The sequence below is a fragment of the Rhizobium sp. SU303 genome, from assembly GCF_021052345.1.
Classification (GTDB): Bacteria; Pseudomonadota; Alphaproteobacteria; order Rhizobiales; family Rhizobiaceae; genus Rhizobium; species Rhizobium laguerreae.
On the sequence record NZ_CP088095.1, the window covers coordinates 1679270 to 1701528 of the forward strand.

At 61.0% G+C, this 22259-nt stretch carries 24 protein-coding genes and 3 pseudogenes; 12 read left to right on the forward strand and 15 right to left on the reverse strand.

Features of this window, described 5'->3' with window-relative positions:
- Positions 1-31: 31 nt before the first annotated feature.
- The 3 genes from ilvA to RlegSU303_RS08335 all read left to right on the forward strand — a co-directional run bounded on the left by ilvA (position 32) and on the right by RlegSU303_RS08335 (position 3167).
- Positions 32-1282 carry a threonine ammonia-lyase gene (gene ilvA, locus RlegSU303_RS08325; RefSeq protein WP_017960109.1) on the forward strand — a complete coding sequence of 417 codons (1251 nt, stop codon included), beginning with the start codon at positions 32-34 and terminating at the stop codon, positions 1280-1282.
- A 37-nt stretch (positions 1283-1319) separates the two neighbouring features.
- Complete coding sequence (locus tag RlegSU303_RS08330; RefSeq protein WP_003538786.1) at positions 1320-1646, forward strand: HlyU family transcriptional regulator; 327 nt, start codon at positions 1320-1322, stop codon at positions 1644-1646.
- A gap of 249 nt (positions 1647-1895) precedes the next feature.
- Positions 1896-3167, forward strand: coding sequence for a GGDEF domain-containing protein (locus RlegSU303_RS08335; RefSeq protein WP_029873018.1), 1272 nt, complete (start codon positions 1896-1898; stop codon positions 3165-3167).
- A gap of 7 nt (positions 3168-3174) precedes the next feature.
- Here the strand turns inward: RlegSU303_RS08335 and RlegSU303_RS08340 are convergent, their stop codons facing one another.
- The gene (locus tag RlegSU303_RS08340) at positions 3175-3951 is read right to left on the reverse strand and encodes an SDR family oxidoreductase (RefSeq protein WP_017960111.1); all 777 of its coding nucleotides are present in this window, start codon (positions 3949-3951) and stop codon (positions 3175-3177) included.
- A gap of 162 nt (positions 3952-4113) precedes the next feature.
- Here RlegSU303_RS08340 and RlegSU303_RS08345 point away from each other — a divergent pair, with 162 nt between their 5' ends.
- The gene (locus tag RlegSU303_RS08345; RefSeq protein WP_017960112.1) at positions 4114-4689 is read left to right on the forward strand and encodes a TetR/AcrR family transcriptional regulator; all 576 of its coding nucleotides are present in this window, start codon (positions 4114-4116) and stop codon (positions 4687-4689) included.
- Positions 4690-4736: 47 nt separating this feature from the next.
- On the opposite strand, the gene RlegSU303_RS08350 is transcribed toward RlegSU303_RS08345, so the two are convergent.
- Entirely contained in the window at positions 4737-5351 is a 615-nt protein-coding gene (locus tag RlegSU303_RS08350; protein WP_017960113.1) for an FMN-dependent NADH-azoreductase, read from the reverse strand.
- A gap of 139 nt (positions 5352-5490) precedes the next feature.
- On the opposite strand from RlegSU303_RS08350, the gene RlegSU303_RS08355 reads away from it, so the two are divergent.
- A complete protein-coding gene (locus RlegSU303_RS08355; protein ID WP_130679882.1) occupies positions 5491-6459 on the forward strand; it encodes a LysR family transcriptional regulator in 969 nt (322 codons plus the stop codon).
- Positions 6460-6501: 42 nt separating this feature from the next.
- Here RlegSU303_RS08355 and RlegSU303_RS08360 read toward each other — a convergent pair whose 3' ends face one another.
- A complete protein-coding gene (locus tag RlegSU303_RS08360) occupies positions 6502-8490 on the reverse strand; it encodes a bifunctional 2',3'-cyclic-nucleotide 2'-phosphodiesterase/3'-nucleotidase (RefSeq protein WP_026158644.1) in 1989 nt (662 codons plus the stop codon).
- A 177-nt stretch (positions 8491-8667) separates the two neighbouring features.
- Between RlegSU303_RS08360 and RlegSU303_RS08365 the strand changes: the two genes are divergently transcribed.
- Positions 8668-9390: a hypothetical protein gene (locus RlegSU303_RS08365; RefSeq protein ID WP_231283641.1), complete on the forward strand. Its 723-nt coding sequence runs from the start codon at positions 8668-8670 to the stop codon at positions 9388-9390.
- Here RlegSU303_RS08365 and RlegSU303_RS08370 read toward each other — a convergent pair.
- The 3 genes from RlegSU303_RS08370 to RlegSU303_RS08380 all read right to left on the reverse strand — a co-directional run bounded on the left by RlegSU303_RS08370 (position 9360) and on the right by RlegSU303_RS08380 (position 11265).
- The gene (locus tag RlegSU303_RS08370; protein ID WP_017960116.1) at positions 9360-9764 is read right to left on the reverse strand and encodes a PilZ domain-containing protein; all 405 of its coding nucleotides are present in this window, start codon (positions 9762-9764) and stop codon (positions 9360-9362) included. The two genes, RlegSU303_RS08365 and RlegSU303_RS08370, sit on opposite strands and share 31 nt — an antisense overlap.
- Positions 9765-9848: 84 nt before the next feature.
- Entirely contained in the window at positions 9849-10730 is an 882-nt protein-coding gene (locus tag RlegSU303_RS08375) for a DMT family transporter (protein ID WP_017960117.1), read from the reverse strand.
- 73 nt (positions 10731-10803) lie between these two features.
- Complete coding sequence (locus RlegSU303_RS08380; RefSeq protein WP_003538804.1) at positions 10804-11265, reverse strand: Lrp/AsnC family transcriptional regulator; 462 nt, start codon at positions 11263-11265, stop codon at positions 10804-10806.
- 156 nt (positions 11266-11421) lie between these two features.
- On the opposite strand from RlegSU303_RS08380, the gene ald reads away from it, so the two are divergent.
- A complete protein-coding gene (ald, locus tag RlegSU303_RS08385) occupies positions 11422-12540 on the forward strand; it encodes an alanine dehydrogenase (RefSeq protein WP_017960118.1) in 1119 nt (372 codons plus the stop codon).
- Between the two features lie 16 nt (positions 12541-12556).
- Here the strand turns inward: ald and RlegSU303_RS08390 are convergent, their stop codons facing one another.
- Positions 12557-13066: a DUF1203 domain-containing protein gene (locus RlegSU303_RS08390; RefSeq protein WP_017960119.1), complete on the reverse strand. Its 510-nt coding sequence runs from the start codon at positions 13064-13066 to the stop codon at positions 12557-12559.
- Between the two features lie 388 nt (positions 13067-13454).
- Between RlegSU303_RS08390 and RlegSU303_RS08395 the strand changes: the two genes are divergently transcribed.
- Positions 13455-14264: a class I SAM-dependent methyltransferase gene (locus tag RlegSU303_RS08395; protein WP_017960120.1), complete on the forward strand. Its 810-nt coding sequence runs from the start codon at positions 13455-13457 to the stop codon at positions 14262-14264.
- A gap of 68 nt (positions 14265-14332) precedes the next feature.
- A complete protein-coding gene (locus tag RlegSU303_RS08400; RefSeq protein WP_165402793.1) occupies positions 14333-14500 on the forward strand; it encodes a hypothetical protein in 168 nt (55 codons plus the stop codon).
- 30 nt (positions 14501-14530) lie between these two features.
- On the opposite strand, the gene RlegSU303_RS08405 is transcribed toward RlegSU303_RS08400, so the two are convergent.
- Genes RlegSU303_RS08405 through RlegSU303_RS08420 form a run of 4 tightly spaced genes read right to left on the reverse strand, consistent with a single transcriptional unit; the run spans position 14531 to position 17766 of the window.
- On the reverse strand, positions 14531-15091 hold the full coding sequence (locus RlegSU303_RS08405) for a GNAT family N-acetyltransferase (protein ID WP_017960121.1): 561 nt from the start codon (positions 15089-15091) through the stop codon (positions 14531-14533).
- Between the two features lie 5 nt (positions 15092-15096).
- Positions 15097-15966, reverse strand: coding sequence for a 3-mercaptopyruvate sulfurtransferase (gene sseA, locus RlegSU303_RS08410; RefSeq protein WP_017960122.1), 870 nt, complete (start codon positions 15964-15966; stop codon positions 15097-15099).
- Positions 15967-15984: 18 nt separating this feature from the next.
- On the reverse strand, positions 15985-16722 hold the full coding sequence (locus RlegSU303_RS08415) for an alanyl-tRNA editing protein (protein WP_094086171.1): 738 nt from the start codon (positions 16720-16722) through the stop codon (positions 15985-15987).
- Between the two features lie 6 nt (positions 16723-16728).
- Positions 16729-17766, reverse strand: a complete 1038-nt coding sequence (locus RlegSU303_RS08420; RefSeq protein WP_017960124.1) for a cysteine synthase A — start codon at positions 17764-17766, stop codon at positions 16729-16731.
- Positions 17767-17992: 226 nt separating this feature from the next.
- Between RlegSU303_RS08420 and RlegSU303_RS08425 the strand changes: the two genes are divergently transcribed.
- Positions 17993-18652 (forward strand): ChrR family anti-sigma-E factor, encoded by a 660-nt coding sequence (locus RlegSU303_RS08425; protein ID WP_017960125.1) that lies wholly within the window; start codon positions 17993-17995, stop codon positions 18650-18652.
- Between the two features lie 98 nt (positions 18653-18750).
- Complete coding sequence (locus RlegSU303_RS08430; protein ID WP_017960126.1) at positions 18751-19584, forward strand: SDR family NAD(P)-dependent oxidoreductase; 834 nt, start codon at positions 18751-18753, stop codon at positions 19582-19584.
- On the opposite strand, the gene RlegSU303_RS08435 is transcribed toward RlegSU303_RS08430, so the two are convergent.
- From RlegSU303_RS08435 to RlegSU303_RS08445, 4 genes and pseudogenes are all read right to left on the reverse strand, one after another.
- Positions 19585-20844, reverse strand: a complete 1260-nt coding sequence (locus RlegSU303_RS08435; RefSeq protein ID WP_231283642.1) for an SAM-dependent methyltransferase — start codon at positions 20842-20844, stop codon at positions 19585-19587.
- 96 nt (positions 20845-20940) lie between these two features.
- A pseudogene (locus tag RlegSU303_RS34530) lies at positions 20941-21026 on the reverse strand (DUF1365 domain-containing protein); the annotation flags it as partial.
- Between the two features lie 102 nt (positions 21027-21128).
- Positions 21129-21407 (reverse strand): annotated as a pseudogene (locus tag RlegSU303_RS34325) (hypothetical protein); the annotation flags it as partial.
- On the reverse strand, positions 21311-21637 hold the full coding sequence (locus tag RlegSU303_RS08445) for a hypothetical protein (RefSeq protein ID WP_017960128.1): 327 nt from the start codon (positions 21635-21637) through the stop codon (positions 21311-21313). The gene RlegSU303_RS08445 and the pseudogene RlegSU303_RS34325, both read right to left, overlap by 97 nt.
- A 213-nt stretch (positions 21638-21850) precedes the next feature.
- On the opposite strand from RlegSU303_RS08445, the pseudogene RlegSU303_RS08450 reads away from it, so the two are divergent.
- A pseudogene (locus RlegSU303_RS08450) lies at positions 21851-22167 on the forward strand (hypothetical protein).
- Positions 22168-22259: the final 92 nt, after the last annotated feature.

The window sequence follows — 22259 nt, forward strand, 5'->3', positions numbered from 1 at the left end:
CGATGGCTAATCATGAGAATGGACCACGCCCGTGACGAGACTTGATGTCGAAAGCGCCGAAGAGGCAATGCGCAGCCTGTTTCCGGCAACGCCGCTACAGCTCAACGATCATCTGTCGGCCCGCTACGAGGCCGATATCTGGCTGAAGCGCGAGGATCTGTCGCCGGTGCGCTCCTACAAGATCCGCGGCGCCTTCAATTTCTTCCGCAAGGCGATCGGGCAGGGTGCCGCCGGCAAGACCTTCGTCTGCGCCTCGGCCGGCAACCACGCCCAGGGCTTTGCCTTCGTCTGCCGCCATTTCGGCGTTCCGGGCGTCGTCTTCATGCCGGTGACGACACCGCAACAGAAGATCGACAAGACCCGCATGTTCGGCGCCGAATTCATCACCATCCGGCTGTTCGGTGACTTCTTCGACCAGTGCTACCAGGCCGCCCGCGAACATGTGGAGGCGGTCGGCGGCGTCATGGTGCCGCCCTTCGACCATGCCGACATCATCGAAGGCCAGGCAACCGTCGCCGCCGAAATCATGCAGCAGCTGCCGGAAGGAACGGTGCCCGACATGGTCGTCCTGCCGGTTGGCGGTGGCGGACTGGCCGCCGGCATCACCGGCTATCTCGACGGCACCGTGCCGAAATCGGCTTTCGTCTTCACCGAGCCCGCCGGCGCGCCGAGTCTCAAGCGCAGCATCGAGGCCGGCAAGGTGACGACGCTTGCCAAGGTCGACAATTTCGTCGATGGCGCTGCTGTCGCCCGCATAGGCGACCTGAATTTCGCCGCTCTTCGTGACTTCCCGGCAAGCCAAGTGCAACTCATGCCGGAGAACGCCATCTGCGTTACCATTCAGGAAATGCTGAATGTCGAGGGCGTCGTGCTGGAGCCGGCCGGTGCCTTGTCGCTGACGGCGATCGCTGCGATGGACGGCCAAGCGATCCGCGGCAAGACCATCGTTGCTGTCGTGTCCGGCGGCAATTTCGATTTCGAGCGTCTGCCTGACGTAAAGGAAAGAGCCATGCGTTACGCAGGGCTGAAGAAATACTTCATCCTGCGGCTCGCCCAGCGCCCCGGCGCGCTCCGGGATTTCCTCAATCTGCTCGGCCCTGACGACGATATCGCCCGCTTCGAATATCTGAAGAAATCGGCGCGTAATTTCGGCTCGATCCTGATTGGCATCGAAACCAAGGCGCCTGAGAATTTCGCTCGGCTGATCGGAAATTTCGAAGCAGCCGGCATGGGTTACGAGGATATCACCGAAAACGAGATCCTCGCCAATCTGATCATTTGACTTGGCGACAGCGATACGGTCGTGCTAAAGGCGGAGTATGGCTTCGTTCATTTCAAATATCTTTTCGATGTTCTCCGGCGGCGGCAAACCGGCTTCGGAGGCGGCAGGCCCTTCCGGCGAGCCGCAGCTTTACGGCGATTGCACGATCTATGCCGAGCCTCGCAAGGAAGGCGGCCAGTATCGCCTTGCCGGCCGCATCGAAAAGAAGGTTGGCGACGAGGTACTGGTGCGCAATTTCATCCGCGCCGATCTGTTTTCCTCCTCCGATGACGCGCTCGAATGCACGGTGCGCAAGGCGCAGCAGATCATCGATCAGCATGGTTCGTCGCTCTTTGGCGACGGCGAGAAGCTTCGTCAGGTTTGAAATAGATACCGCCGGACAGGTATTTGATGCCGGCCACAATTATTCTTGTTTTTCAATCGCCTGATCTGGACGTCCATCGGCGAGCGATCCTGCTCACGCAATCTTAAAGGATTGCGGTGAAAGGTATCGCCTGCAGGATTTGCGGGACGCCCTCGTGTTTGACTTTTTCGGACGATCGACCAAAGGATCCGCTGTCGCGATCGTCGCGCCGGCAGGGTGCTGGGGGCTGATGTCCGGAGCCGAGGTATTGTGATGGAGACACTCAACCTCGCTCTCTTCGTCGTCGAAGCCATCGCCTACTTCGTGCTGATGGTGACGCTTCTGCATTTCCGTCACCGGCTCGGTCTCGGGGTTTTCCTGACGGCGCTCGGCGTCATGCATTTCATGGAGACCTATCTGGCGGCGGTCTTTTACGTCTCGCTGCCGTTCGGGGATGTGTCGCCGGGCTCATCCGTCTTCTTCTCCGGCAAGCTGATGATGATCCTGATGCTTTACCTGCAGGAAGATGCCGCGACGGTGCGCCAGCCGATCTATGGTCTTTTCCTCGGCAACCTGCTCACCGTCGGTATTGCCTGGGTGCTACAACTGCACCAGCCGCTGCAGATATCGACCAACCACACACCCGATGTCGATTTTCTCAAGGAGATGGGCTGGCTGATGGTCTGGGGCACGGCGCTGCTCTATGTCGATTCGCTCGGCATCATCCTGCTCTACGAAAAACTCGGCGATTTCTTCCGCCGCCGCGTCGTCCTGCGTTTCCTGATTTCGGGCTTCGTGCTGCTGACCTTCGACCAGATCGGCTTTTTCGCCGCGCTGCATTACTTCCTGGATGTGCCGATCGCCGCATTCTGGGGCGGATGGAAGGCGAAAATGCTTGCCGTCTGCCTCTACGCGGCGATGTTCGCATTCTATGAATATCGTATTCGCCGCATCGGCGCAGCCGGGTCCGCACGTTCGATCAGCGACGTGTTCGGTGACCTGACGTTCCGCGAGCGCTACAACGATCTTCTGGAGCGCACCGGCCGCGACATGCTCACCGGTGTCTACGATCGGACGCGCATGGAAATGGAAGCGCCGCTGATGCTGCTCGAGGCACTGAAGCAGGGGTCATTCGCCACCGTCCTCATTATCGACGCCGATCACTTCAAGGATGTCAACGACGGCTACGGCCATCTCCAGGGCGACGAGGTGCTGAAGGCGATCGCCGCCCGATTGGGCACGACGTTGCGCTCGAGCGATCGCGTCTTCCGCTTCGGCGGCGAGGAATTCGTTGCCGTCTGTCCAGGCACCGATCACGAGGAAGGTCTGCTGCTTGCCGAGCGCCTGCGCTGGACGATCGCAACCAGCGTCAAGACGCCGGATGACACGCCGATCACGGTCAGCATCGGCGTTGCGACTGCCGACGAGGACGGCGTCGATTTCACCGCCGTGCTGACGGCTGCCGACGGCAGGCTCTACGCAGCCAAGAAGAGCGGCCGCAACTGCGTCGTCGGCCGCTCCGGCGTGGTGAAACTCAGCTGAAACTCATTCAGGCAGCGCGGAAGATCTTGGCGCCGGAGGGGGCACTCGTCATGCCGCCGTCGACAGTGATCTCGATGCCGGTGACATTGGCCGAATCATCCGAGGCCAGGTAGAGCGCCGCCTTGGCGATTTCGTCGGCTTCGCTCATGCGGCCGAGCGGGCTCATGCCGCCGATGCGGGCCTCGAGCGCCGACATGGCGTCTTCCGTCTGGGCCATCGGTGACCAGATCGGCGTCTTGGTGCCGCCGGGCGTTACCTGATTGACGCGGATGCCGCGCGGCGCGAGCTCGGATGCCATATTGCGCGTCATTGCCCGGACTGCCGCCTTGGTCGCCGCATAGGCCGACCAGCCAGGAGCGCCGAGCACCGCATGTACGGAACCGTTGAGGATCACCGATGCGCCGTCATTGAGATGCGGCAGGGCTGATTGCACGGTGAAGAAAACCGCCGTGAGATTGGTGCTGATGATCTGGTTGAACTGCTCCGGCGATGTCTCGCCGAGCGGCGTGGCGCCGCCGATGCCGGCATTGGCGAAGACGATGTCGAACTTGCCGACCTTTGCGGCGGCTTCGGCAAACGCCTTCTCGGTGGCGGCGGCATCGGTGACGTCGACCTTCAGTGCCAGCACACCGGCCCCGAGCGCCTTTTCGGCAGCCGCGAGCGTTTGCGGGTTGCGGCCGGTGATCACAACACTGGCACCCTCGTCGATGAAGACCCTGGCGGTTGCAAGACCGATGCCGCTGTTTCCGCCGGTGATCAGGGCGACCTTGTTTCTTAGACGCATGATTCATGCTCCTCTTGGAATTGGCTACGATCTAGATTATGATCGTTATCCACAAGGATTATGATGATAATCTACATGAGTCAAGAGGAGCATGATACCGAAAAGTGTAAGCGGTTTTCGGCCGACATCATGCTCATTCGATTGGTGCCGGGGAGATGTCCGATGGGGCGTTCGCAGTTGGAGAAACAGAAGACGCACGAGAAGATTGTCGAGACCGCGTCGAAGCGGCTGCGCGAGGAGGGGCTCGACGGTATTGGCGTCGCCGATCTGATGAAGGAAGCCGGACTGACCGTCGGCGGCTTCTACAAGCATTTCGCCTCCCGTGACGATCTGGTCGCCGAGGCGATCCAGTCCGCTTTCGATTCATGGGGACGCAAGCTGGAGGCCGAGGGGGTGAACCCGGCGGAGATGACGGCTGCCGAAGTCGCCGATCGTTATGTGAGCGCCTATCATCGCGACAATCCCGGTGAGGGCTGCCCTTTTGCCGCGCTGACCTCCGATATATCCCGCAGCGGCGAGAAGGCGCGGGGGATCGCCACGGACGGGCTCAGGCGCAATTTCGCGTCACTGGCGAGCAAGGCTGCGGGAACGGACGATAGCGAACGGCGGCGCAAGGCGATCATGGCCTTCGCGATGATGGCCGGCGGCGTCGGCCTTGCCAGGATTTCGTCCGATGAAGAACTCTCGGCCGAAATCCTGGCGACGGTCCGGGATTTTGTCGCCGATATCGACAAATGAAAAACGGCCGGCAAACGCCGGCCGTCCGTGAAGCATTTGGGAGCTGATCAGGCCGCCAGTGCGATTTCCTGGACGCGTGACTTGGCGGCGTCGATCGCCTTTTCGGCAGCTTCCGGACCGAAGGCCAGGCCTTCGACATAGATGGTCTCGATATCGCTGATGCCGAGGAAGCCGAGAACCGACTTCAGATACGGCACGGCATGGTTCAAGGGGGCGGCCGGTCCCTGCGAGTAGACGCCACCCGAGGCGAGCACCACATAGACCTTCTTGCCGGTTGCGAGGCCAACCGGGCCGCTTTCCGTGTACTTGAAGGTCAGGCCGGCGCGGGCAACGTTGTCGATCCAGGTCTTCAGCGACGAATAGATGTTGAAGTTGATGAGGCCGGTGCTGATGACGATCGTGTCGGCGGCGAGCAGTTCGTTGACAAGCTCGTCGGAGGTCTTGACGGCCACGGTTTCCTCAGCTGTGCGGGCCTCGGGCGGCTTGCGGATCGCGCCGGTGAAGAGGTCATCGATATGCGGCAGCGGGTTGGTGGCAAGGTCGCGGCGAATGACGACGCTGCCTGGATTCTGGCTCTTCAGCTTTTCGGCGAGATCGACGGCGATCGGCGTCGAGAGCGATTCGGCACGCGGGCTGGACGTCAGAAGCAGGATGGACGACATGGTGCATTTCCTTTCGAATGGAATTTGACGGCCCGTTGCTGGGAGGTGAGCCGCAGTCTCGATGAGGAAAATAGGTCTGGCCTGCTATCGAAAAAACGGTGATAATGTAGATCGAAACTATCGATGGAATGGATAGAAGATGCTGCCAAACCCCACTCTGGACCAATTGCAGGTGTTTCTGACCGTTGCCGAGACCGGTAGCTTCTCGGCCGCTTCGCGGGCGCTGAACCGGGCGCAGTCGGTCGTCAGCTATACGATCGCCAATCTGGAGGCGCAGCTCGAAGTCCCGCTTTTCGAGCGTTCCGGCGCGCGTCAGCCGAAGCTGACGGAGGCGGGCAAGGCGATGCTGGAGGATGCGCGGCGCATTCTGGGCGACCTGCAGGTTATGCGGGCGCGCGTCAAGAGCCTGAGAGAAGGGCTCGAAGCGGAGGTTTCCGTCGCCATCAGCGTTATGGTGCCTTCGCGAGCCCTGGTGGACGTCCTCCGCGAATTCCGGGAGATGTTTCCATCCGTTTCGTTAAGCCTCAATGTCGGTGAGCTCGGAATGGTCATGGATCTCGTCCTCAGCGGCAAGGCGACGATCGGGATTGGCGGCGCGGTCGTCAAGCAGGACGATTCGATCGTCACGGAGCGGATCGGTCATTCCTTCATGTTGCCCGTTGCCGCGCGCAACCACCCGCTTGCCGGGATCGGCCGGCCACTGACGCTCGGCGACGTCCGCGAGGAAGTGCAACTCGTCGTCACCGATGCATCGGGACGGACGAAGGGGCGCGATTTCAACGTTCTCTCCTACAAGACATGGCGCGTCAGCGATATTGCAACGAAGCACCAGCTCATCAGGGCCGGCCTTGGCTGGGGCGGCCTTCCGGCTTCCGTGATTCATGACGATCTGACGAGCGGCAGGCTCGTCCATCTCGATCTGGATGCCTATGAACAGGGAGAGTATCCCATATATTCGGTCCGTCAGCTCGCTAACCCGCCCGGACCTGCCGCCACCTGGATGATCGACGCGTTCCGCACGCGGCTTTCCGCCTGCCCGAGCCAAGTCGATTTCCATGCTCAGATAGCGGAACTGCAGGAAGCTGGTACGCCGCTTGCGGCCGAATGACGAAGGCGCGAGTGCCGCGCCTTCGCTGATATTGTCCTCGGCCTAAAGAACAAGCCTGAACTTCGAGAACCCGTCTGCCCCTTCGCCGGCATCCTCGATCTTGACGCTCTTGAGCTCGGCGAGGAACTGTTTCGCCTTCGGGCCGCTTTCGAAGGTCGCGGTCGTGCCGGGGAGCGGCTTGAAGGTCCAGTTGGCGTCGGCAGACGGATTGATCGTGCCCTGATCATGGATATAGCGGACGATGACGTCGCGGTTGGTATCCGGCGCCTGGAAGATCACCTTGTCCGCGGTGATCTCAGGGAAATTGCCGCCGCCGCCGGCGCGGTAGTTGTTCGAGACGACGACGAACTTCTGAGCCGGATCGATCGGCTTGCCGTTGAAGGCGAGGTTCTGGATGCGGTTGGCGTCCGGATGGATCGGCTTGCCGGATGAATCATATTTCGGCGGCTGCGACAGGTCGATCTGGTAGGTGACGCCGTCGATCACGTCGAAATTGTAGGACGGAAAGTCATTGTTGAGCAGCGCTGCATCCTTCGAGCCGGCCTCGATGTGATTGAACATGCCGGCCGACATTTCGAGCCAGTTCTTCACCTGGGCGCCGGTGATGGCAACGGCCTGCACCGTGTTCGGGTAGAGATAGAGGTCGGCGACGTTCTTGATGGCGATATCGCCGGCCGGAACATCGGTATAGTAGTCGGCGCCGCCGCGACCGCCGGCCTTGAAGGGGGCCGCCGCCGAAAGCACCGGCAGGTCCTTGAACTCGGTGTCGGCGAGCATCTGCTTGATGTACCAGGTCTGGGCTTGGCTGACGACCTGCACCGAGGGATCGTCGGCAACCAGCGCGAAGTAGGAGTAGAGCGGTGCGGAGGTCTTGCCGACCGGGGTGCGGACATAGGCAAGCGTCGCCTCGTGCTCGGCCTTGGCGGCCTCGACCACTTCCTTCTTGTCGGCGTAGTCGGCAACCACTTTCTTCTTGTCGTCGCGATGGAAGATCGGCCGTGCTTCCGAGGTGAAATCGACGATCTTCCAGCTATTGCCGTCCTTTTCGAGCAGCAGGTCGATAAGGCCGAGATGTGAGCCCCAGAAGCCCGCCATCACGGCGGGCTTGCCATGCAGCGTGCCCTTGACGGGGTCGGCATTGGCCACACCGTCCCAGCTCTTCGGGCCGGGGAAGACGAGGTGCTGGTGGCCGGTGAAGATCGCGTCGATCCCGTCGACGGCGGCGAGATACAGCGAGGCGTTTTCCATCTTTTCGGAGGGTACGCTGCCATCGATGCCGGAATGCGAGAGCGCAATGATGATATCGGCGCCGGCTTCCTTCATGGCGGGAACCCAGGCCTTGGCGGCCTCGACGATGTCGCGCGTCTGCGCCTTGCCTTCGAGGTTCTTGATGTCCCAGAGCATGATCTGCGGCGGCACGAAGCCGATGAAGCCGATCTTGACGGGGCTCTCATTGCCGGCGCCGTCCTTGATCTGCTTTTCGACGATGATGTAGGGCTTGAAGAAGAGATCGTCCTGCTTCGGGTCCGAGGCGAGCTGGCCCTTGGTCAGGTTGGCGCAGACGAAGGGGAAGTTTGCGCCTGCCAGGACCTTGAACATGAAGTCGAGGCCGTAGTTGAACTCGTGATTGCCGAGCGTGCCGACCGTATAGCCGAGCGTGTTCATCGCCTTGATCACCGGATGGACGTCGCCGTCCTTCATGCCGTGCTGATAGGCCATGTAATCGCCCATCGGATTGCCCTGCAGCACATCGCCATTGTCGATCAGCAGCGAGTTGACGGCCTCTGTGCGGATCGCGTCGATAATCGTCCCGGTGCGCGACAGGCCCATCGTGTCGTTCGGCTTGTCGGCATAATAGTCATAGGGGAAGACGTTGACGTGAATGTCGGTCGTTTCCATCAGCCTGAGATGCGCCTGATTGGCGTTGGCGCGGGCGCTGAAAGGGTGCAGCAGCACCAGGGCGGAAGTGGCGGCAAGGCCGCCGAGCAGGGAACGGCGGCTCATTACACCAACATCGAAAATGGAAGACATGGAAACTCTCCTTCAAAGATCATGCATCGTCCGGCCCGTCAGAATTAGGACGATTTGACGAGGAGTACACTGCGAAAATGACAGGACGTCAAAACAATCCAGCGGGAGAGCGGCATGGTCGTGAAATACAATTTATGGTACAGTGGCGGCGGCTGGAACCATTGGGGAGATGGGATTATGAACAAGGTCGTTATCGCTTTGGTCGGAGGTTTCGGAGGCATCGCACCCAGTCTGGTCGACAAGGCGCAGGCGCTCTACAGCGGCGATGTCGAGAAATGGCTGACGACGACGGCAAACCCTTGGATCTCAGTTGCCTGCGCGCTTGCCGCCATCGTCGTCTTCTTCATTATCGGCGGTGCTATCGCGCTGATCTATCGCGAACAGCAGTTGCAGAAGGCGCTTCTTCTTGGCATCGGCGCGCCGGCTCTCATCATGGCCGCTGCACAGGGGAGTGCAGCCAACCCGCGGCCGATCGAAGTCAGCTCGGCCGCCAGCTTGTTCGGCATCGTCGGCGTCGCCCATGCTCAGGACGGCACTCGCTCCCTGCCGCCGCGGGTCGAATTGAAGGTCAATCCCGGCTGGACGCAGGGCGAATGCCAGACCTGCGATATCAAGTTCCTCGGCGGAGACGGCCAGATAATATCAAGCGAGCCGCTCTCCAGCAGCCAGGCGCCTGGCGCGGTCAACGTGCCGCTCGGCACGGAAACGATCCTGCTGTCCGGCGCCAACGCCAATACCGCCACCGTCGACGTCAGGAACCTCGGCGCCAGGCTGCCGCAGACGCAAGGTTCGGTCACCCTCGACGTCAACGTCAACCGCCGCTACTGGAACGATCTCAGCCGTTCATTCGGCGCCAAGGCAGTGCAGCCTTACGATTTCAGCGTCGACGTTGCCAAATGAGGCATCCGGTCGCTATTGGTGCTGGCTTTGGCCAGCTGGCGTACTGCCAGCACCGGCCGCATCTCCTTATGGAAAAAGCGGAAATAGGAGGAAATCTGCGCCCGCGCATTCGAATTCACGTCGAACTGGATGCCGACGCGGCCATTGTGCTTCCAGCGGATGATGCCTTCGAGCAGCCCGAGGTTTTCGGCCTCGATGCGCACCTTGCTGCCGGAAGCGGCATGGAGCGGCCCCTTCATCTCCAGGGCGGCACCGGTCGGCGATAGGTCGAGGATGCGGGCATCCACCTGGCTGTTCAGGTATTTGACAAGGCCGAAAATGCGGCAGTTTTTCCGATCAGTCTTCCGGGCCGTGATTTTCAAGTTGCGGGTCATACTGTCTCCCTTGGTATAGCGAGGGAGCATAGCGCCGGAAAATTGAAATGGTTTTAGGGGCTTGGCTAAAATTGCAGTGAAACATCAATTGGCAGCAGTGGCCCTGCTTCCGACCACATGCTCGCGCCAGACCGTGAAAATGCCGGCGGCAACCACGATGATCGAACCGATGATCGTGTTGAGACTGAGCGTTTCGTCATAGACCGCCATGCCGATGACCGAGGCGTAGACAAGTGACAGATAGGTCAGCGGCTGGACGGCGGCGGCATCGAGAACATCATAGGCGCGGATCAGGAAATAATGGCTGGAAATGCTGGTGACGCAGACGAGCGCCATCCAGCCCCAGTCACCCGGCGACATCCAGCTCCAGTAGAACGGTCCGATGAGCGTCATCGTGACGCCGCCGACGACGCCGGTATAGAAGAAGCTGGTCATCGACGCATCGTCGCGGCTGACCAGACGGGTCGCGATGACGTAGAAGGCGAAGTTGAAGCAGGAAATGACGGCGAGAAGCAGCTTCACGTCGAAAAATTCGCCTTCCGGCTCCAGGATCAGCAGCACCCCGAAAAGCCCGGCGCCGATCGCTGCCCACCGCCGCCACCCGACCCTCTCGCCGAGGATCGGCATCGCCAGCAGCGCGATCAGGATCGGCGTCGCGGAAAAGATCGCCTGTGAACGGGCAAGGCCGATCATCGCAAAGCAGGTGATGGCCAGTACCACCTGGACGGCAAGCAGCACGCCGCGGGTCACCTGCAGGAGGGGGCGTTTGGTGCGGGCGGTCGCCTTGATGCCGCCGCGCATCTTCGAAGCGAGGATGATCGTGAAAAGCGCAAAGGCCCAGTAGCGGATCATCGTCACGAAGATTGGCGGATAGGCCGTCGCCAGATGTTTCGAGATGGCATCCTGCAGGGAGAAGATGGTGATCGCCAGCAGCGCGAAAATATAGCCTTGGGTCTTCGATGTCATGATTTGCCAGTGAGTGGGAAAACGCCTGCGCGCACCAAAAGTCTGGGCAGGCTTTCGGCAAAGATGCAAGGCCTCAAAGGCCGACATTCGGCTTGTCGATGATTTCTCTGAGCGCGAAGCTCGAATTGATCTTGACGACGTGGGGCAGGGCCGACAGCCAGTCGCGGTGGATGCGCTCATAGTCCTCGAGGTCGCGGGCTGCGACCCTGAGGATATAGTCGTATTCGCCCGACATCAGGTAGCAGACGAGCACGTTCGGGCAGAGCTTCACCGCTGCCTCGAATTCCGCCAGCGTCTTGGCGAATTGGCCGGAGAGCGAGATATGCACGATGGCGATCATCTTGTAGTCGAGTGCCTTGTGTGAAAGCCGCGCATGGTAGCCGCCGATGACCCCGCTTCTTTCCAAGATGTCGAGCCGGCGCGAACAGGCCGAAGGCGACAATCCGATTCTTTCGGCAAGCTCGGCATTGGTGATGCGGGCGTTTGCCTGCAATGCCCGGAGAATCGCAAGATCGATGGTATCGAGATCGGCCATTCGAAGAACCTTCGAAGAAAGATAGGAGAGGCGCAATAATCGCCGAAAAATCGCGTCTTCGCAAATCGTCTTTGCAAGGACATTTCACTGCCTTGATGGTTGGATTCATCATCTGAAAAAATCCGCGGCCGCGGAGATAAAATGAGAGGAACGCGCATGCGTGTCGGTTGCCCGAAGGAAATCAAGAATCATGAATATCGCGTCGGCCTGACGCCGGCTTCGGTGCGCGAATATGTTGCCCATGGCCACGAGGTCTGGGTGGAAACCAAGGCGGGCGTCGGCATCGGCGCTGATGATGCCGCCTATGCCGCGGCCGGCGCCAAGATCGCCGCCTCCGCCAAGGATATCTTCGAAAAGTGCGACATGATCGTCAAGGTGAAGGAGCCGCAGCCCGCCGAATGGACGCAACTCCGCGACGGTCAGCTTCTCTACACCTACCTCCATCTGGCGCCGGATCCCGAACAGACCAAGGGTCTCATCGCCTCGGGCGTCACCGCGATCGCCTATGAGACGGTAACCGACGAGCGTGGCGGCCTGCCGCTGCTGGCGCCGATGTCGGAGGTCGCCGGACGCCTGTCGATCCAGGCTGGAGCGACCGCCCTGCAGAAGGCCAATGGCGGCCTCGGCGTCCTGCTCGGCGGCGTGCCCGGCGTGTTGCCGGCCAAGGTCGCGGTCATCGGCGGCGGCGTCGTCGGCCTGCATGCGGCCAGGATGGCTGCCGGCCTTGGCGCCGATGTCAGCATCCTCGACAAGTCGCTGCCGCGACTGCGCCAGCTCGACGATATCTTCGCAGGCCGCATCCACACGCGTTATTCCAGCATCCAGGCGCTGGAGGAGGAAGTCTTCTCGGCCGATCTCATTATCGGCGCCGTGCTGATCCCGGGCGCTGCCGCTCCGAAGCTGGTCACACACGAGATGCTGTCCGGCATGAAGAAGGGCTCCGTCATCGTCGACGTCGCCATCGACCAGGGCGGCTGCTTCGAGACCTCGCACGCGACGACCCATTCCGATCCGACCTATGAAGTCGACGGCGTCGTGCATTATTGCGTTGCCAACATGCCGGGCGCCGTGCCAGTCACCTCGGCGCACGCGCTGAACAATGCCACATTGGTTCATGGCCTGGCGCTTGCCGATCGCGGCCTGCGCGCTATCGCCGAAGACAAGCATCTGAGGAACGGCCTCAACGTCCACAAGGGCCGCATCACCAGCAAGCCGGTCGCCGACGCGCTGGGCTACGAGGCTTTCGCGCCGGAGAGCGTGCTGAACGTAGCGTGAGAGACCTGACTATAGGTCAGATAGAAGGGCCGGTCTCCACAAAGGCCGGCGCCTTTACCTTGTCGATCCGGCATTGGAAGCAGTTGTTGCGCGCCGAGCGCACATGCACATAGGCGATATCAGATCGTCCCAGCAGCTCTTCGCTATAGGCCGGAATATCGCCGACAGCAGTCACCGCGCCGGTGCCGTAGACGATGCGGTCATTTTCGTTATAGCCGCGGACGATGAAGTCACGGCTCGTCGTCAGCACCGGCGGCATGATCTCTTCGGCGGCATAGCGTGCACAAGGTTGCTTGTGCAGGAAGACCGGGCCGGTTTCGGCATAGGGCTGCAGCTCGGGGAAGGGCCGGTAGGCGAAGACCAGCAACGCCTCGCCCGCATCGATATTTTCGAGGCAATGGCGGCAGGGATGACCGGGACCATCGGAAACGATCGTCTCGGGCAGCCTGTCATAAGCGTCGCTGCCGCCGTTCCAGAGGAGTTCGGCGTCGATCGTCGGCATGGCGACAAAACGAATGGCGGTCATGGCAGATCTCCTTTGTGATTGCCATGAAATGCACCCGGACGAGTGTGCAAGCCACCCGATTCTTGCGCGCCGCAGGCAATTGGGCGATCGAGAGAAACGCGGAATATGCTTCGTCCTCAAAGCGCACGCTTCCACCCTCCGCGTAACCTCAGACACTGCGGGAGTGCGGTCACCACGGGTCGTCCCCAAGCGGGTCGATGTCTGTCATGGACCAGCTTTCTTCTCGCGGTGGACTGTTGTCGGCTCGATCGTGTCTACCGTCGCCGCCGGGTATGTATGGCGTCTTCATACCGTGGTACACGATCGGGTGGCACAGGATCGGGCCGCTGCTCGGTTTTGAGAGGGTGCGCTGGCTGGCGGCCTCACGAATTTCGGTTTGGAGGGACAAATGGTGGCCGAGGAAGCAGCATTGAACTTCGCGGACTTCTATGATGCCGAGCTTGCTCTTCACAACGCGCATTTTCGGGTCGCCGCCGCGGTCGGGCGGTCTGATCGTGTGCTCGATATCGGCTGCGGCGCCGGACAAACCACACGTGACGCCGCTCGCGCTGCGGAAGCAGGACGGGCGCACGGGATAGACCTGTCCGCCACGATGCTGGAGATTGCCCGTCGGCGCAGCGCCGAGGAGGGATTACCGAATGCGACGTTCGAACTGGCGGACGCACAGAACCATGTCTTCGCAAAAGGGGAATTCGACCTTTGCATCAGTCGATTTGGCGTCATGTTCTTCGCCGATCCGGCGGTGGCTTTCGCCAACATCGCCAACGCCGTACGCCCGGGTGGGCGTTTCATTTTCATGGTCTGGCAGGGCAGAGACCACAATGAGTGGGCGACCGCTATACATAAGGCGCTTGATCCGGATTCAACCGGTCCGGTTGCGGCCAGCAAAGCCTTTTCGCTGAGCGAACCCTCGGTAACGTCTGGACTGCTCGAAACGGCAGGGTTCACTGCCATCGAGTTTCGTGAAATCAACGAGCCTGTGTTCTACGGTCAGGATCCCGAGATTGCATTGGCGACGATTCAGACATTTGAAAATGTGAAGAACGCCCTCGATCGTCCCGCCACGACAGCCGAAATACGGGCGCGGCTGCTCGACATGCTGGAGGAGCACCAGACACCCCACGGAATTCAATTCGATTCGCGCGCATGGCTGATCACCGGCCGCCGGTGCGGCGACAGTCCCCCGCGCGTCAAGTGATTTCCGCTCAGCGTGAATGGCATTTGCTATCGAATTCCGCAAAACTGCATGACGAAAAGGAGAAGCCGATGCCCGATGTCGATCTCGCGCTGCTGGCGCAACAGAATGCAGAAATACTGGAAGAGCTGAGAGCCCTGCGGCGGGAAGTGGCGGAACTGAAGGAGCAGTCGGGCCGCACGCTCGATTTTGAGCGCCGCAACGATCCGCGCCGCCCGAACAGCCTGACGCAGCGTTAATCAGCTCTGCTTACGTCAGGAAGGCATCCGTCAGCTTTTCCGCGCAAGCTCCAGAAGTTCCTTGTCACTGAGCGGCCGGACGATGCCGGTGCCTGTCGAAACCGGGGAGAAGCCGTACATCTGGTAGAGCTGCAGCGCACGCGGATGGTCGAGGTTGTTGGTGGTGGTGGTAACCCGCTTGGGATTGAGCGACCAGATGGCATAGAGCGCCTGCAGCAGGAACCATTTGCCGATGCCGAGACCGAGTGCATGTTCGATCAGGCCGAAATGGCTGAGCTCGATCATATCCTCGTCTTCGCAGAAATATTCGTAGAAGCCGGCGGGCGCGCCGTTCACGTAGAGAACGCTGATATTGTTACGCTTGTCGTTCAGCGTCTCGGCAAGCTGCTCGTCGCTCATGCGCAGCCGATCCACCCATTGCCAGCGCGCGCCCACCTGCCGGTAGAGATAGCGGTAGAAGGGCAATGGGATCTCGGGAGCGCGCATGATCGCCGTCTGGATGTTGACGGGCACCGGCATGCTCGCCTTCGGCGGCGCCGTCATTTCGAGCCGGGTGATGTGAGCTTTCAGCGAAGCGGGTGCCTTTCCCATGGCGATCAGACTTTGACCGGCGTCGGCGGACCGGCGACGATGGGCGTATCGTCACGGCTGCCCCATTCGCTCCACGAGCCGTCATAAAGCTTGTTGTCGTGATGGCCGAGCGATTCCAACGCCAGCGTGATGATCGCGGCGGTGATTCCCGAGCCGCAGGAGGTGACGACAGGCTTTGAAAGATCAATGCCTGCATCCTCGATCGTCTGCCTGAGTTCGGGCAGCGATTTGAAACGGCCCTGGCTGGCGAAGACGCCGGAGGGCAGGCTGCGGGCGCCGGGCATATGGCCGGAACGCATGCCGGCACGCGGTTCAGGTTCGACGGCGGCGAAGCGGCCGGCGCTGCGGGCATCGGCGATCTGCATCGCGCCACTGGAGACGATATCGCGCATCGTATCGAACGTCACCACGCGGCTTTCGTCGAAGTCAGGCGTAAAGGTCGCCGGCACAGGATTGGGTGTTTCGGTTTCAAGTGGACGGCCCTCGGCCTTCCAGCCGTCGAGACCGCCGTCGAGCACGAAGACGTTTTTCGCGCCCATCACCCGGAACAGCCACCAGACGCGCGGCGAGGCGAACAGGCCGATACCGTCATAGACGACGATCCGATCATTCTCGCTGATGCCGAGCCGGCCGACTTCAGCGGCGAAATATTCGGGCGAGGGGATCGCGTGCGGCAGCGACGTCGAATGGTCGGCGACCTTGTCCTGGTCGAAGCGGATGGCGCCGGGAATATGGCCGGCCGCATATTCGGCATCGGCATCGCGCTTCTGCGCCGGCAGATAGAAGGAAGCGTCCAGCACCCGCAGATCAGCTTTCCCGAGCTCGGACTGCAGCCAGTCGGCCGAAACGACGAAACGGCTCTTGGTCTCACTCATGATGGTCTCCCTTGATGGTCAGGCTTCGTCGCCGGGCGTGCCGAAGCGGATGCGGAAGCGCCGGTTCTCTTTGCCCTTCTTCTCGATCTTGGCGATATGGATCCGGCCGACTTCCTGAGTCTCGGAAACATGTGTGCCACCGCAGGGTTGGCTGTCAATCGAGGAGTTCTCGCCGATGCAGACGAGGCTGACGCGCCCGAGCCCGATCGGCGGGCGCACGTTCTTCGATTTGACGATGTCGGGATTGGCCACAAGCTCCTCGTCGGTGATCCATTGCAGAGTGACCGGATGGTTCTGCTCGACCAGTTCCATCAGCTTGGCCGTCACCTCGTCCTTGTCGATCGTTTCGGCCATGTCGAAGTCGACGCGACTTTCCTCCTCTCCGACGGCAGCGCCGGTGATCGGATAGGAGCAGACGACGGAAAGCAAGTGGCAGGCCGTGTGCATGCGCATCAGCCTGTAGCGGCGCGGCCAGTCGACATGCAGCACCAGCATCTCGCCGACCACGGGCCGCGGCGCACCTTCGAGCGGCACGTGGATAATGACATCTTTGCTTGGACCATGCTTCGTCTGGCCGAGCGCGATCTTGCTGCCGTCGGCGCGCTCGAGCTCGCCGGTGTCGCCGGGCTGGCCGCCTGATGTCGCATAGAAGCAGGTCTGGTCCAGTTCGATGCCCCCGTCTTCATGAACGGCGGTGACGACCGCCTCGCAGGTCGAGAGATAGAAGTCGTCACGATAGAGGGCACTGACGGGCATGAGGTCTCACACGGGCTCGTAGGGAACGTGGATATCGGGCGACTTGGCCATCCAGCCCGGAACGGGCAGTCCCTTCGAGGTCAGGAAATCCGGGTTGAAGAGTTTTGACTGATAGCGGTTGCCGTAATCGCAGAGGATCGTCACCACCGTGTGACCAGGTCCGAGATCCCGGGCGAGGTTGACCGCGCCGGCAATGTTGATCGCCGTCGATCCGCCGAGGCAGAGGCCCTCGTTCTCGACGAGGTCGAAGAGATAAGGAAGCGCTTCGGCATCCGGGATCCGATAGGCATAGTCAGGTGTGAAACCCTCGAGATTGGCGGTGATGCGGCCTTGGCCGATGCCCTCGGTGATCGAGGATCCCTCGGATTTCAGCGCGCCGTTCTGGTAGAATTCATAGAGTGCGGCGCCATCGGGATCGGCGATGCCGATCTTGACGTCTGCCTTGAAAGCCTTGAGGCCGGCGGCGACACCTGCCAGCGTGCCGCCGGAGCCGACCGAGCAGATAAACCCGTCGACCTTGCCGTCGGTGTCTTTCCAGATTTCTTTTGCCGTCGTTTCGACATGCGCCTGGCGGTTAGCGACGTTGTCGAACTGGTTTGCCCAGATCGCCCCGTTCGGCTCGGTCTTCGCCAGCTGCTCTGCCAGCCGCCCGGATACCTTCACGTAATTGTTCGGGTTCTTATAGGGAACGGCGGGCACTTCGACGAGTTCGGCGCCGAGCAGCTTCAGCGCGTCCTTCTTTTCCTGGCTCTGCGTTTCCGGGATGACGATGACGGTGCGATAACCGAGCGCCTTGGCGACCAGCGTCAGCCCGATGCCGGTATTGCCGGCCGTTCCCTCGACGATGACGCCGCCCGGACGAAGCAATCCCTTCCGCTCTGCGTCGCGGATGATGTAGAGCGCGGCGCGATCCTTGACCGACTGGCCGGGGTTCAGGAACTCCGCCTTGCCGAGAATGGTGCAGCCGGTCACCTCTGAGGCGCCCTTGAGTTTGATCAGGGGCGTGTTGCCGATGGCGTCGAGGACGGAGGGGTGGAAGGTCATGGAATCTGCCTCTATTCGAACTCTTACTTTAGGAACGGTCTTTTCCCTTCACAAGGCTGAGTTGGCAAGAAAAGCTATTCCACACCTCTGTCGGCCGCGATAAAATTTGGCTTTCCTCCTCCGAAATGATGCATGGCCCGCAATCCCGCCGTGTGAGGGGTGATCCGAAGATTGACTTTCCCCGTACGGATGACGACAAAGCGAAAACGGAACGCGGCAACAGGGCGTGACCGAAACAAACATGGTTCACGAGCAGATCGACACGATCGATGCATTGATGGCGCATTATGTTGCCGGCTCCTTGCCCGAGCCGGCGCGTGTGCTGGTCCAGTCTCATCTTGAAATGAAACCGGATAATCGCAGCCTGGTGAACAGCCTCGAGCTGCTGGCAGGCGAAGCTCTGGAAAACGCGCCTGAAGTCGCTATTGCCGATCGCGACGGGCGACTTGCGGCGATCTTTTCCTCTGCGTCTCCCGTCCCAGCGCCAAAGACGGTCGCGCGATCGGAAAACGCGCTATTTCCGCAAGCGTTGCGCGCCCTCTTGGGCTTCGAGGCCGAGGATGTGCCCTGGCGCCGGCGGTTGCCCGGTTTCAAGGAATATTCGCTCGACATGGATGGCTGCGAGGTCAGCCTGATGTGGATCCGGCCGGGCCGCGCCTTGCCGGCGCACACCCATAAAGGCATGGAGCTGATTCTCATTCTCGACGGCGCCTTCAACGATGAACGCGGTCGTTTCGGTCCCGGTGATATCTCCATCGCCGACGAGACGGTCGACCACCGGCCGGTCGCCGAAAAGGACAGGCCGTGCATCGCCTTTGCCGTCTCGGACGGATTGGTCAAGCTCACCGGATCCTTCCGCCAGATGATCGGCGACCTGATCGGCTGAAAGCAGCCACAATAGTGTGATAGAGCCGTAAATCCGGAGGGGTTGAGGAACTTCCGGACCTGTTTTCGCATTGATCAGGCAGCCCGGAGGAACATGTCATGCGTGATTTCATTGCCCATCCCGAACATGGAATCGTCTGGATTTCGGGCGCGAGTTCAGGCATCGGCCGGGCGCTTGCACTGAGGCTCGCCGGCGAAGGATACAAGGTCGCCGTCACGGCCAGAAGCCATGAAAAGCTGGTCGAACTGCAAGCCGAAGCCAATGGCCTCTCGGGCAGTATCATTGTGCTCGACGGCGACGTCACCAATGCCGAGGACATGGAACATGTCATCGCCTCCATCGAATATGAGCACGGCACGCTCGCCATGGCGATCCTCAATGCCGGCGTCAACCTGCCTGTTCATGCCGAGGATCTGAAACGCGCCAATTTCGAGAAGAGCTTCGCCGTCAACCTCTCCGGCGTCGTTAACTGTCTGCTGCCGGCGATCCGCCATATGAAGGCGAAAGGGCAGGGGCAGATCGCCATCGTTTCCTCCGTCACCGGCTACGGCGGCCTGCCGACGGGAGCTGCCTATGGCGCCACCAAGGCAGCGCTGATCAATATGGCTGAAAGCCTGAAATTCGATCTCGACAAGATGGGCATCCGCATCCAGCTCGTCAGCCCGGGCTTCGTCGACACGCCGGCGACGAGGAAGAATGCCTTTCCGATGCCGGCTCTGGTATCGGTCGAGGAGGCGGCCCGGGAGATTGCCGCCGGGTTGAAATCGCAGGCCTTCGAGATCACCTTCCCGAAGCGCTTCACCGCTATGCTGAAGCTCGCGCGCCTGCTCCCCTACAGCGTTTATTTCACGCTGGTGAACCGCGTGACCGGCTGGCGGGACCGGCCGCCATCGGCTGGTCGCCATCCAGTGACACCGCATGCGGCGGAATGATCAACGGCGCGAGAACACGACCTGGCGCACATCGATATTGCGGGCACGGAAGCCGGCCTCGCAATAGAACAGATAGAATTCCCAGAGCCGCTTGAAACGCCCGTCGAAGCCCATCGGGCGGATGCGTTCCCAGACCGACCAGAAACGCTCGCGCCATTCGGCAAGCGTGCGGGCGTAGTCGAGCCCGAAGCCGAAGTCCTTGACCAGCGACAGATCGACCTTGCCGGCAAGCTCGGCCAGATGGTTGCGCGTCGGCAGCATGCCGCCGGGAAAGACATATTTCTGGATGAAGTCGGGGTTGCTGCGATACTGGTCGAAGGATTCCGGCCGGATGGTGATGATCTGCAGGCCAGCCTTGCCGCCCGGCTTCAGACATTGCCTGAGCTTGGAGAAATAGGACGGCCAGTATTTCTCGCCGACCGCTTCGAACATCTCGATCGAGACGATCCGGTCGTAGAGCCCTGCTTCATCGCGGTAGTCCTGGAAGCGGAATTCCACGCGGTCATCGAGGCCGGCCTTGCGAATGCGCTCCTCGGCAAAGGCGAGCTGCTCGCGGCTGATCGTCAGCCCCGTGACCTTGCAGTTCAGCTCGCTTGCGGCAAATTCGGCAAAACCGCCCCAGCCGCTACCGATCTCCAGCACATGATCGCCGGGCCCGATGCCGGTCGCCTCGGCAAGAGCCCGGTATTTGGCGTTCTGGGCCGATTGCAGATCGTTGGCGCCTGTGGAATAGAGCGCCGAGGAATAGGTCATACTCGGATCGAGCCATTCTCTGTAGAAATCGTTGCCGAGATCGTAATGGGCTGAGATGTTGCGCTTCGAGCCCGTCTTGGTATTGGCGTTCATCCAATGGCGGACGCGCTCGAAGAGGCGGCCGACGCCGCCCTTGCCATGCGCATAGCTGTGCGCGGCCTCGCCGTTGACGAGGAAGAGTTCGAGAAAGGCGGTGATGTCGGGGCTGTCCCAATCGCCGTCCATATAGGTTTCCGCGACCCCGATCGTGCCGCTTGTCAGCGCTCGATAGGCAAGGTTCCAATTGTTGAGGCTGAGCGCCGCCTTCGGCCCGGGCTGCTTGCCTTCGATCAGCAGCCTGCGGCCGTCGGGGAGGGTGACGGCAAGCGAACCGTGCTGCATGCGCAGAAGTCCGCGCAACGCCAGCTTCGCCTTGAAGGGCAGCCCCTTCGCCAGACGAGATATGTTTTCCCCCGTCAGCGTCACCGCGTCACGGGCCAGCAGATTCCAGTCCTGCGCCTTGCTCATCTCTCCTCCTCCAGCATTTTTTTGCCGGTTAGGGACGGCGATACATTCGTGACGATGCGCTCGACCGGCCCCCGGCCATTACATTGAAGGCTAATGTCATTCCGCCGCGTCCGCAAGCGGGCGGGTTGCCGGATGCTGACTTCTGGCGGAGGCCCCGGACGCCTGACGTAGCGCGCGCCCTTTTGTGGCGCTGTAAGCGGCGAGCGCCCGGCGGGCGTTCGCGTGATCGACGATCGGTTTTGGATAGGTTGGCGCCAGAACTGGCGCATGCCGGCATCGACGATCGGATAGCCGGTCATGCCGCGGCGCCAAAGCCGTTCCCCACTTGTGTTGTTTGCAGTCTGCTCCGGAGTACGGAACGCCCGGATCAAAAGTTTCATCCGGTGGAAAAAAGCTTTCACGGCTGTCGGCGGCATGAAAAAGGCCGGTGTGAACCGGCCTTTTTCTGAAAGCGGGAGTCTGTAGCTTAGTTGTCGTATTCGCGGCAGGCTTCGCTGATCGATGCGCCGCTCTGACCGCCGCGCGTGTCGACGCCGGACATCTGTTGCGGCATGCCGGGGCATTCCATCGTCTGCGGTCGGCCGATGCTCTGTGTCGTCGTCGGATCGACCGGCGAGACGGGTACCGGACGAATGCCGTTGTCATCGTTGGTGTAATCGGATGAATAGGTGCCGGAACCGGGATCGGTCGAGCCGCCATTCGTTGGCCCGATCGGACTCGGGTTAGACTGGGCAAAAGCCGACGACGCCATGCCGATCGCGAGCAGCGAAGCGGCAATAAGGGATCTAGACATACGATATCCTCCTTGGATTTTCATCTTGGATGACCCTGGGGTAACTGCCTGATGGAATCATTGTTCCGAAATTTGCAGAAAACCTGCATTCAAGCTCTGCGGCGTGCCCGGCATGGTTATGCGTAAACCTTAACGGGCGATGTCGCTGGATCGGCGCCAGCACATGTCCTACTTGCATGCGGAGATACTAAAAAACCGTGGCATGAGGCCGCTATGTTCATCTCCTTTCGCGAAGCCGCAGATCTCGGTCTCCAGATCGTACTTGCACTCACCTTGACGATGAGTGGCATGGCGGTCGCCTCCTACGCCGTCAGGAATGACAAGGCTAAAATTTCAGCGATCGACTCAGCCGTCCCTCACTCTGGACCGCCGCTCCGATGCGCGTCGATCCGGCTACGCAGGCCTACCTGCGCACCGATGCTTCGGCCGCACTGGAATTCGCCGATGGTGCCGACGACCTCTGCCACGACCCGATCGGCCTCCGGCTTTCCTGCGACTTGATCGTCACTTCCGGTACGGCGGCTTTTTAGGTGAAGGCGGTCGGGAGGCGTCACCGCCATTCCCGAAAGCTTGCAAAACCCAATGATTTGCCGTTTCATCGCGACAGCGACCACCATTCGAC

Coding starts and splice junctions, on each gene's coding strand:
- RlegSU303_RS08330 (WP_003538786.1), top strand. CDS start 1,320: ATGGCTTCGTTCATTTCAAATATCTTTTCGATGTTCTCCGGCGGCGGC.
- RlegSU303_RS08340 (WP_017960111.1), bottom strand. CDS start 3,951: ATGCGTCTAAGAAACAAGGTCGCCCTGATCACCGGCGGAAACAGCGGC.
- RlegSU303_RS08345 (WP_017960112.1), top strand. CDS start 4,114: ATGGGGCGTTCGCAGTTGGAGAAACAGAAGACGCACGAGAAGATTGTC.
- RlegSU303_RS08350 (WP_017960113.1), bottom strand. CDS start 5,351: ATGTCGTCCATCCTGCTTCTGACGTCCAGCCCGCGTGCCGAATCGCTC.
- RlegSU303_RS08355 (WP_130679882.1), top strand. CDS start 5,491: ATGCTGCCAAACCCCACTCTGGACCAATTGCAGGTGTTTCTGACCGTT.
- RlegSU303_RS08360 (WP_026158644.1), bottom strand. CDS start 8,490: ATGTCTTCCATTTTCGATGTTGGTGTAATGAGCCGCCGTTCCCTGCTC.
- RlegSU303_RS08365 (WP_231283641.1), top strand. CDS start 8,668: ATGAACAAGGTCGTTATCGCTTTGGTCGGAGGTTTCGGAGGCATCGCA.
- RlegSU303_RS08370 (WP_017960116.1), bottom strand. CDS start 9,764: ATGACCCGCAACTTGAAAATCACGGCCCGGAAGACTGATCGGAAAAAC.
- RlegSU303_RS08375 (WP_017960117.1), bottom strand. CDS start 10,730: ATGACATCGAAGACCCAAGGCTATATTTTCGCGCTGCTGGCGATCACC.
- RlegSU303_RS08380 (WP_003538804.1), bottom strand. CDS start 11,265: ATGGCCGATCTCGATACCATCGATCTTGCGATTCTCCGGGCATTGCAG.
- ald (WP_017960118.1), top strand. CDS start 11,422: ATGCGTGTCGGTTGCCCGAAGGAAATCAAGAATCATGAATATCGCGTC.
- RlegSU303_RS08390 (WP_017960119.1), bottom strand. CDS start 13,066: ATGACCGCCATTCGTTTTGTCGCCATGCCGACGATCGACGCCGAACTC.
- RlegSU303_RS08395 (WP_017960120.1), top strand. CDS start 13,455: ATGGTGGCCGAGGAAGCAGCATTGAACTTCGCGGACTTCTATGATGCC.
- RlegSU303_RS08400 (WP_165402793.1), top strand. CDS start 14,333: ATGCCCGATGTCGATCTCGCGCTGCTGGCGCAACAGAATGCAGAAATA.
- RlegSU303_RS08405 (WP_017960121.1), bottom strand. CDS start 15,091: ATGGGAAAGGCACCCGCTTCGCTGAAAGCTCACATCACCCGGCTCGAA.
- sseA (WP_017960122.1), bottom strand. CDS start 15,966: ATGAGTGAGACCAAGAGCCGTTTCGTCGTTTCGGCCGACTGGCTGCAG.
- RlegSU303_RS08415 (WP_094086171.1), bottom strand. CDS start 16,722: ATGCCCGTCAGTGCCCTCTATCGTGACGACTTCTATCTCTCGACCTGC.
- RlegSU303_RS08420 (WP_017960124.1), bottom strand. CDS start 17,766: ATGACCTTCCACCCCTCCGTCCTCGACGCCATCGGCAACACGCCCCTG.
- RlegSU303_RS08430 (WP_017960126.1), top strand. CDS start 18,751: ATGCGTGATTTCATTGCCCATCCCGAACATGGAATCGTCTGGATTTCG.
- RlegSU303_RS08435 (WP_231283642.1), bottom strand. CDS start 20,844: ATGAGCAAGGCGCAGGACTGGAATCTGCTGGCCCGTGACGCGGTGACG.
- RlegSU303_RS08445 (WP_017960128.1), bottom strand. CDS start 21,637: ATGTCTAGATCCCTTATTGCCGCTTCGCTGCTCGCGATCGGCATGGCG.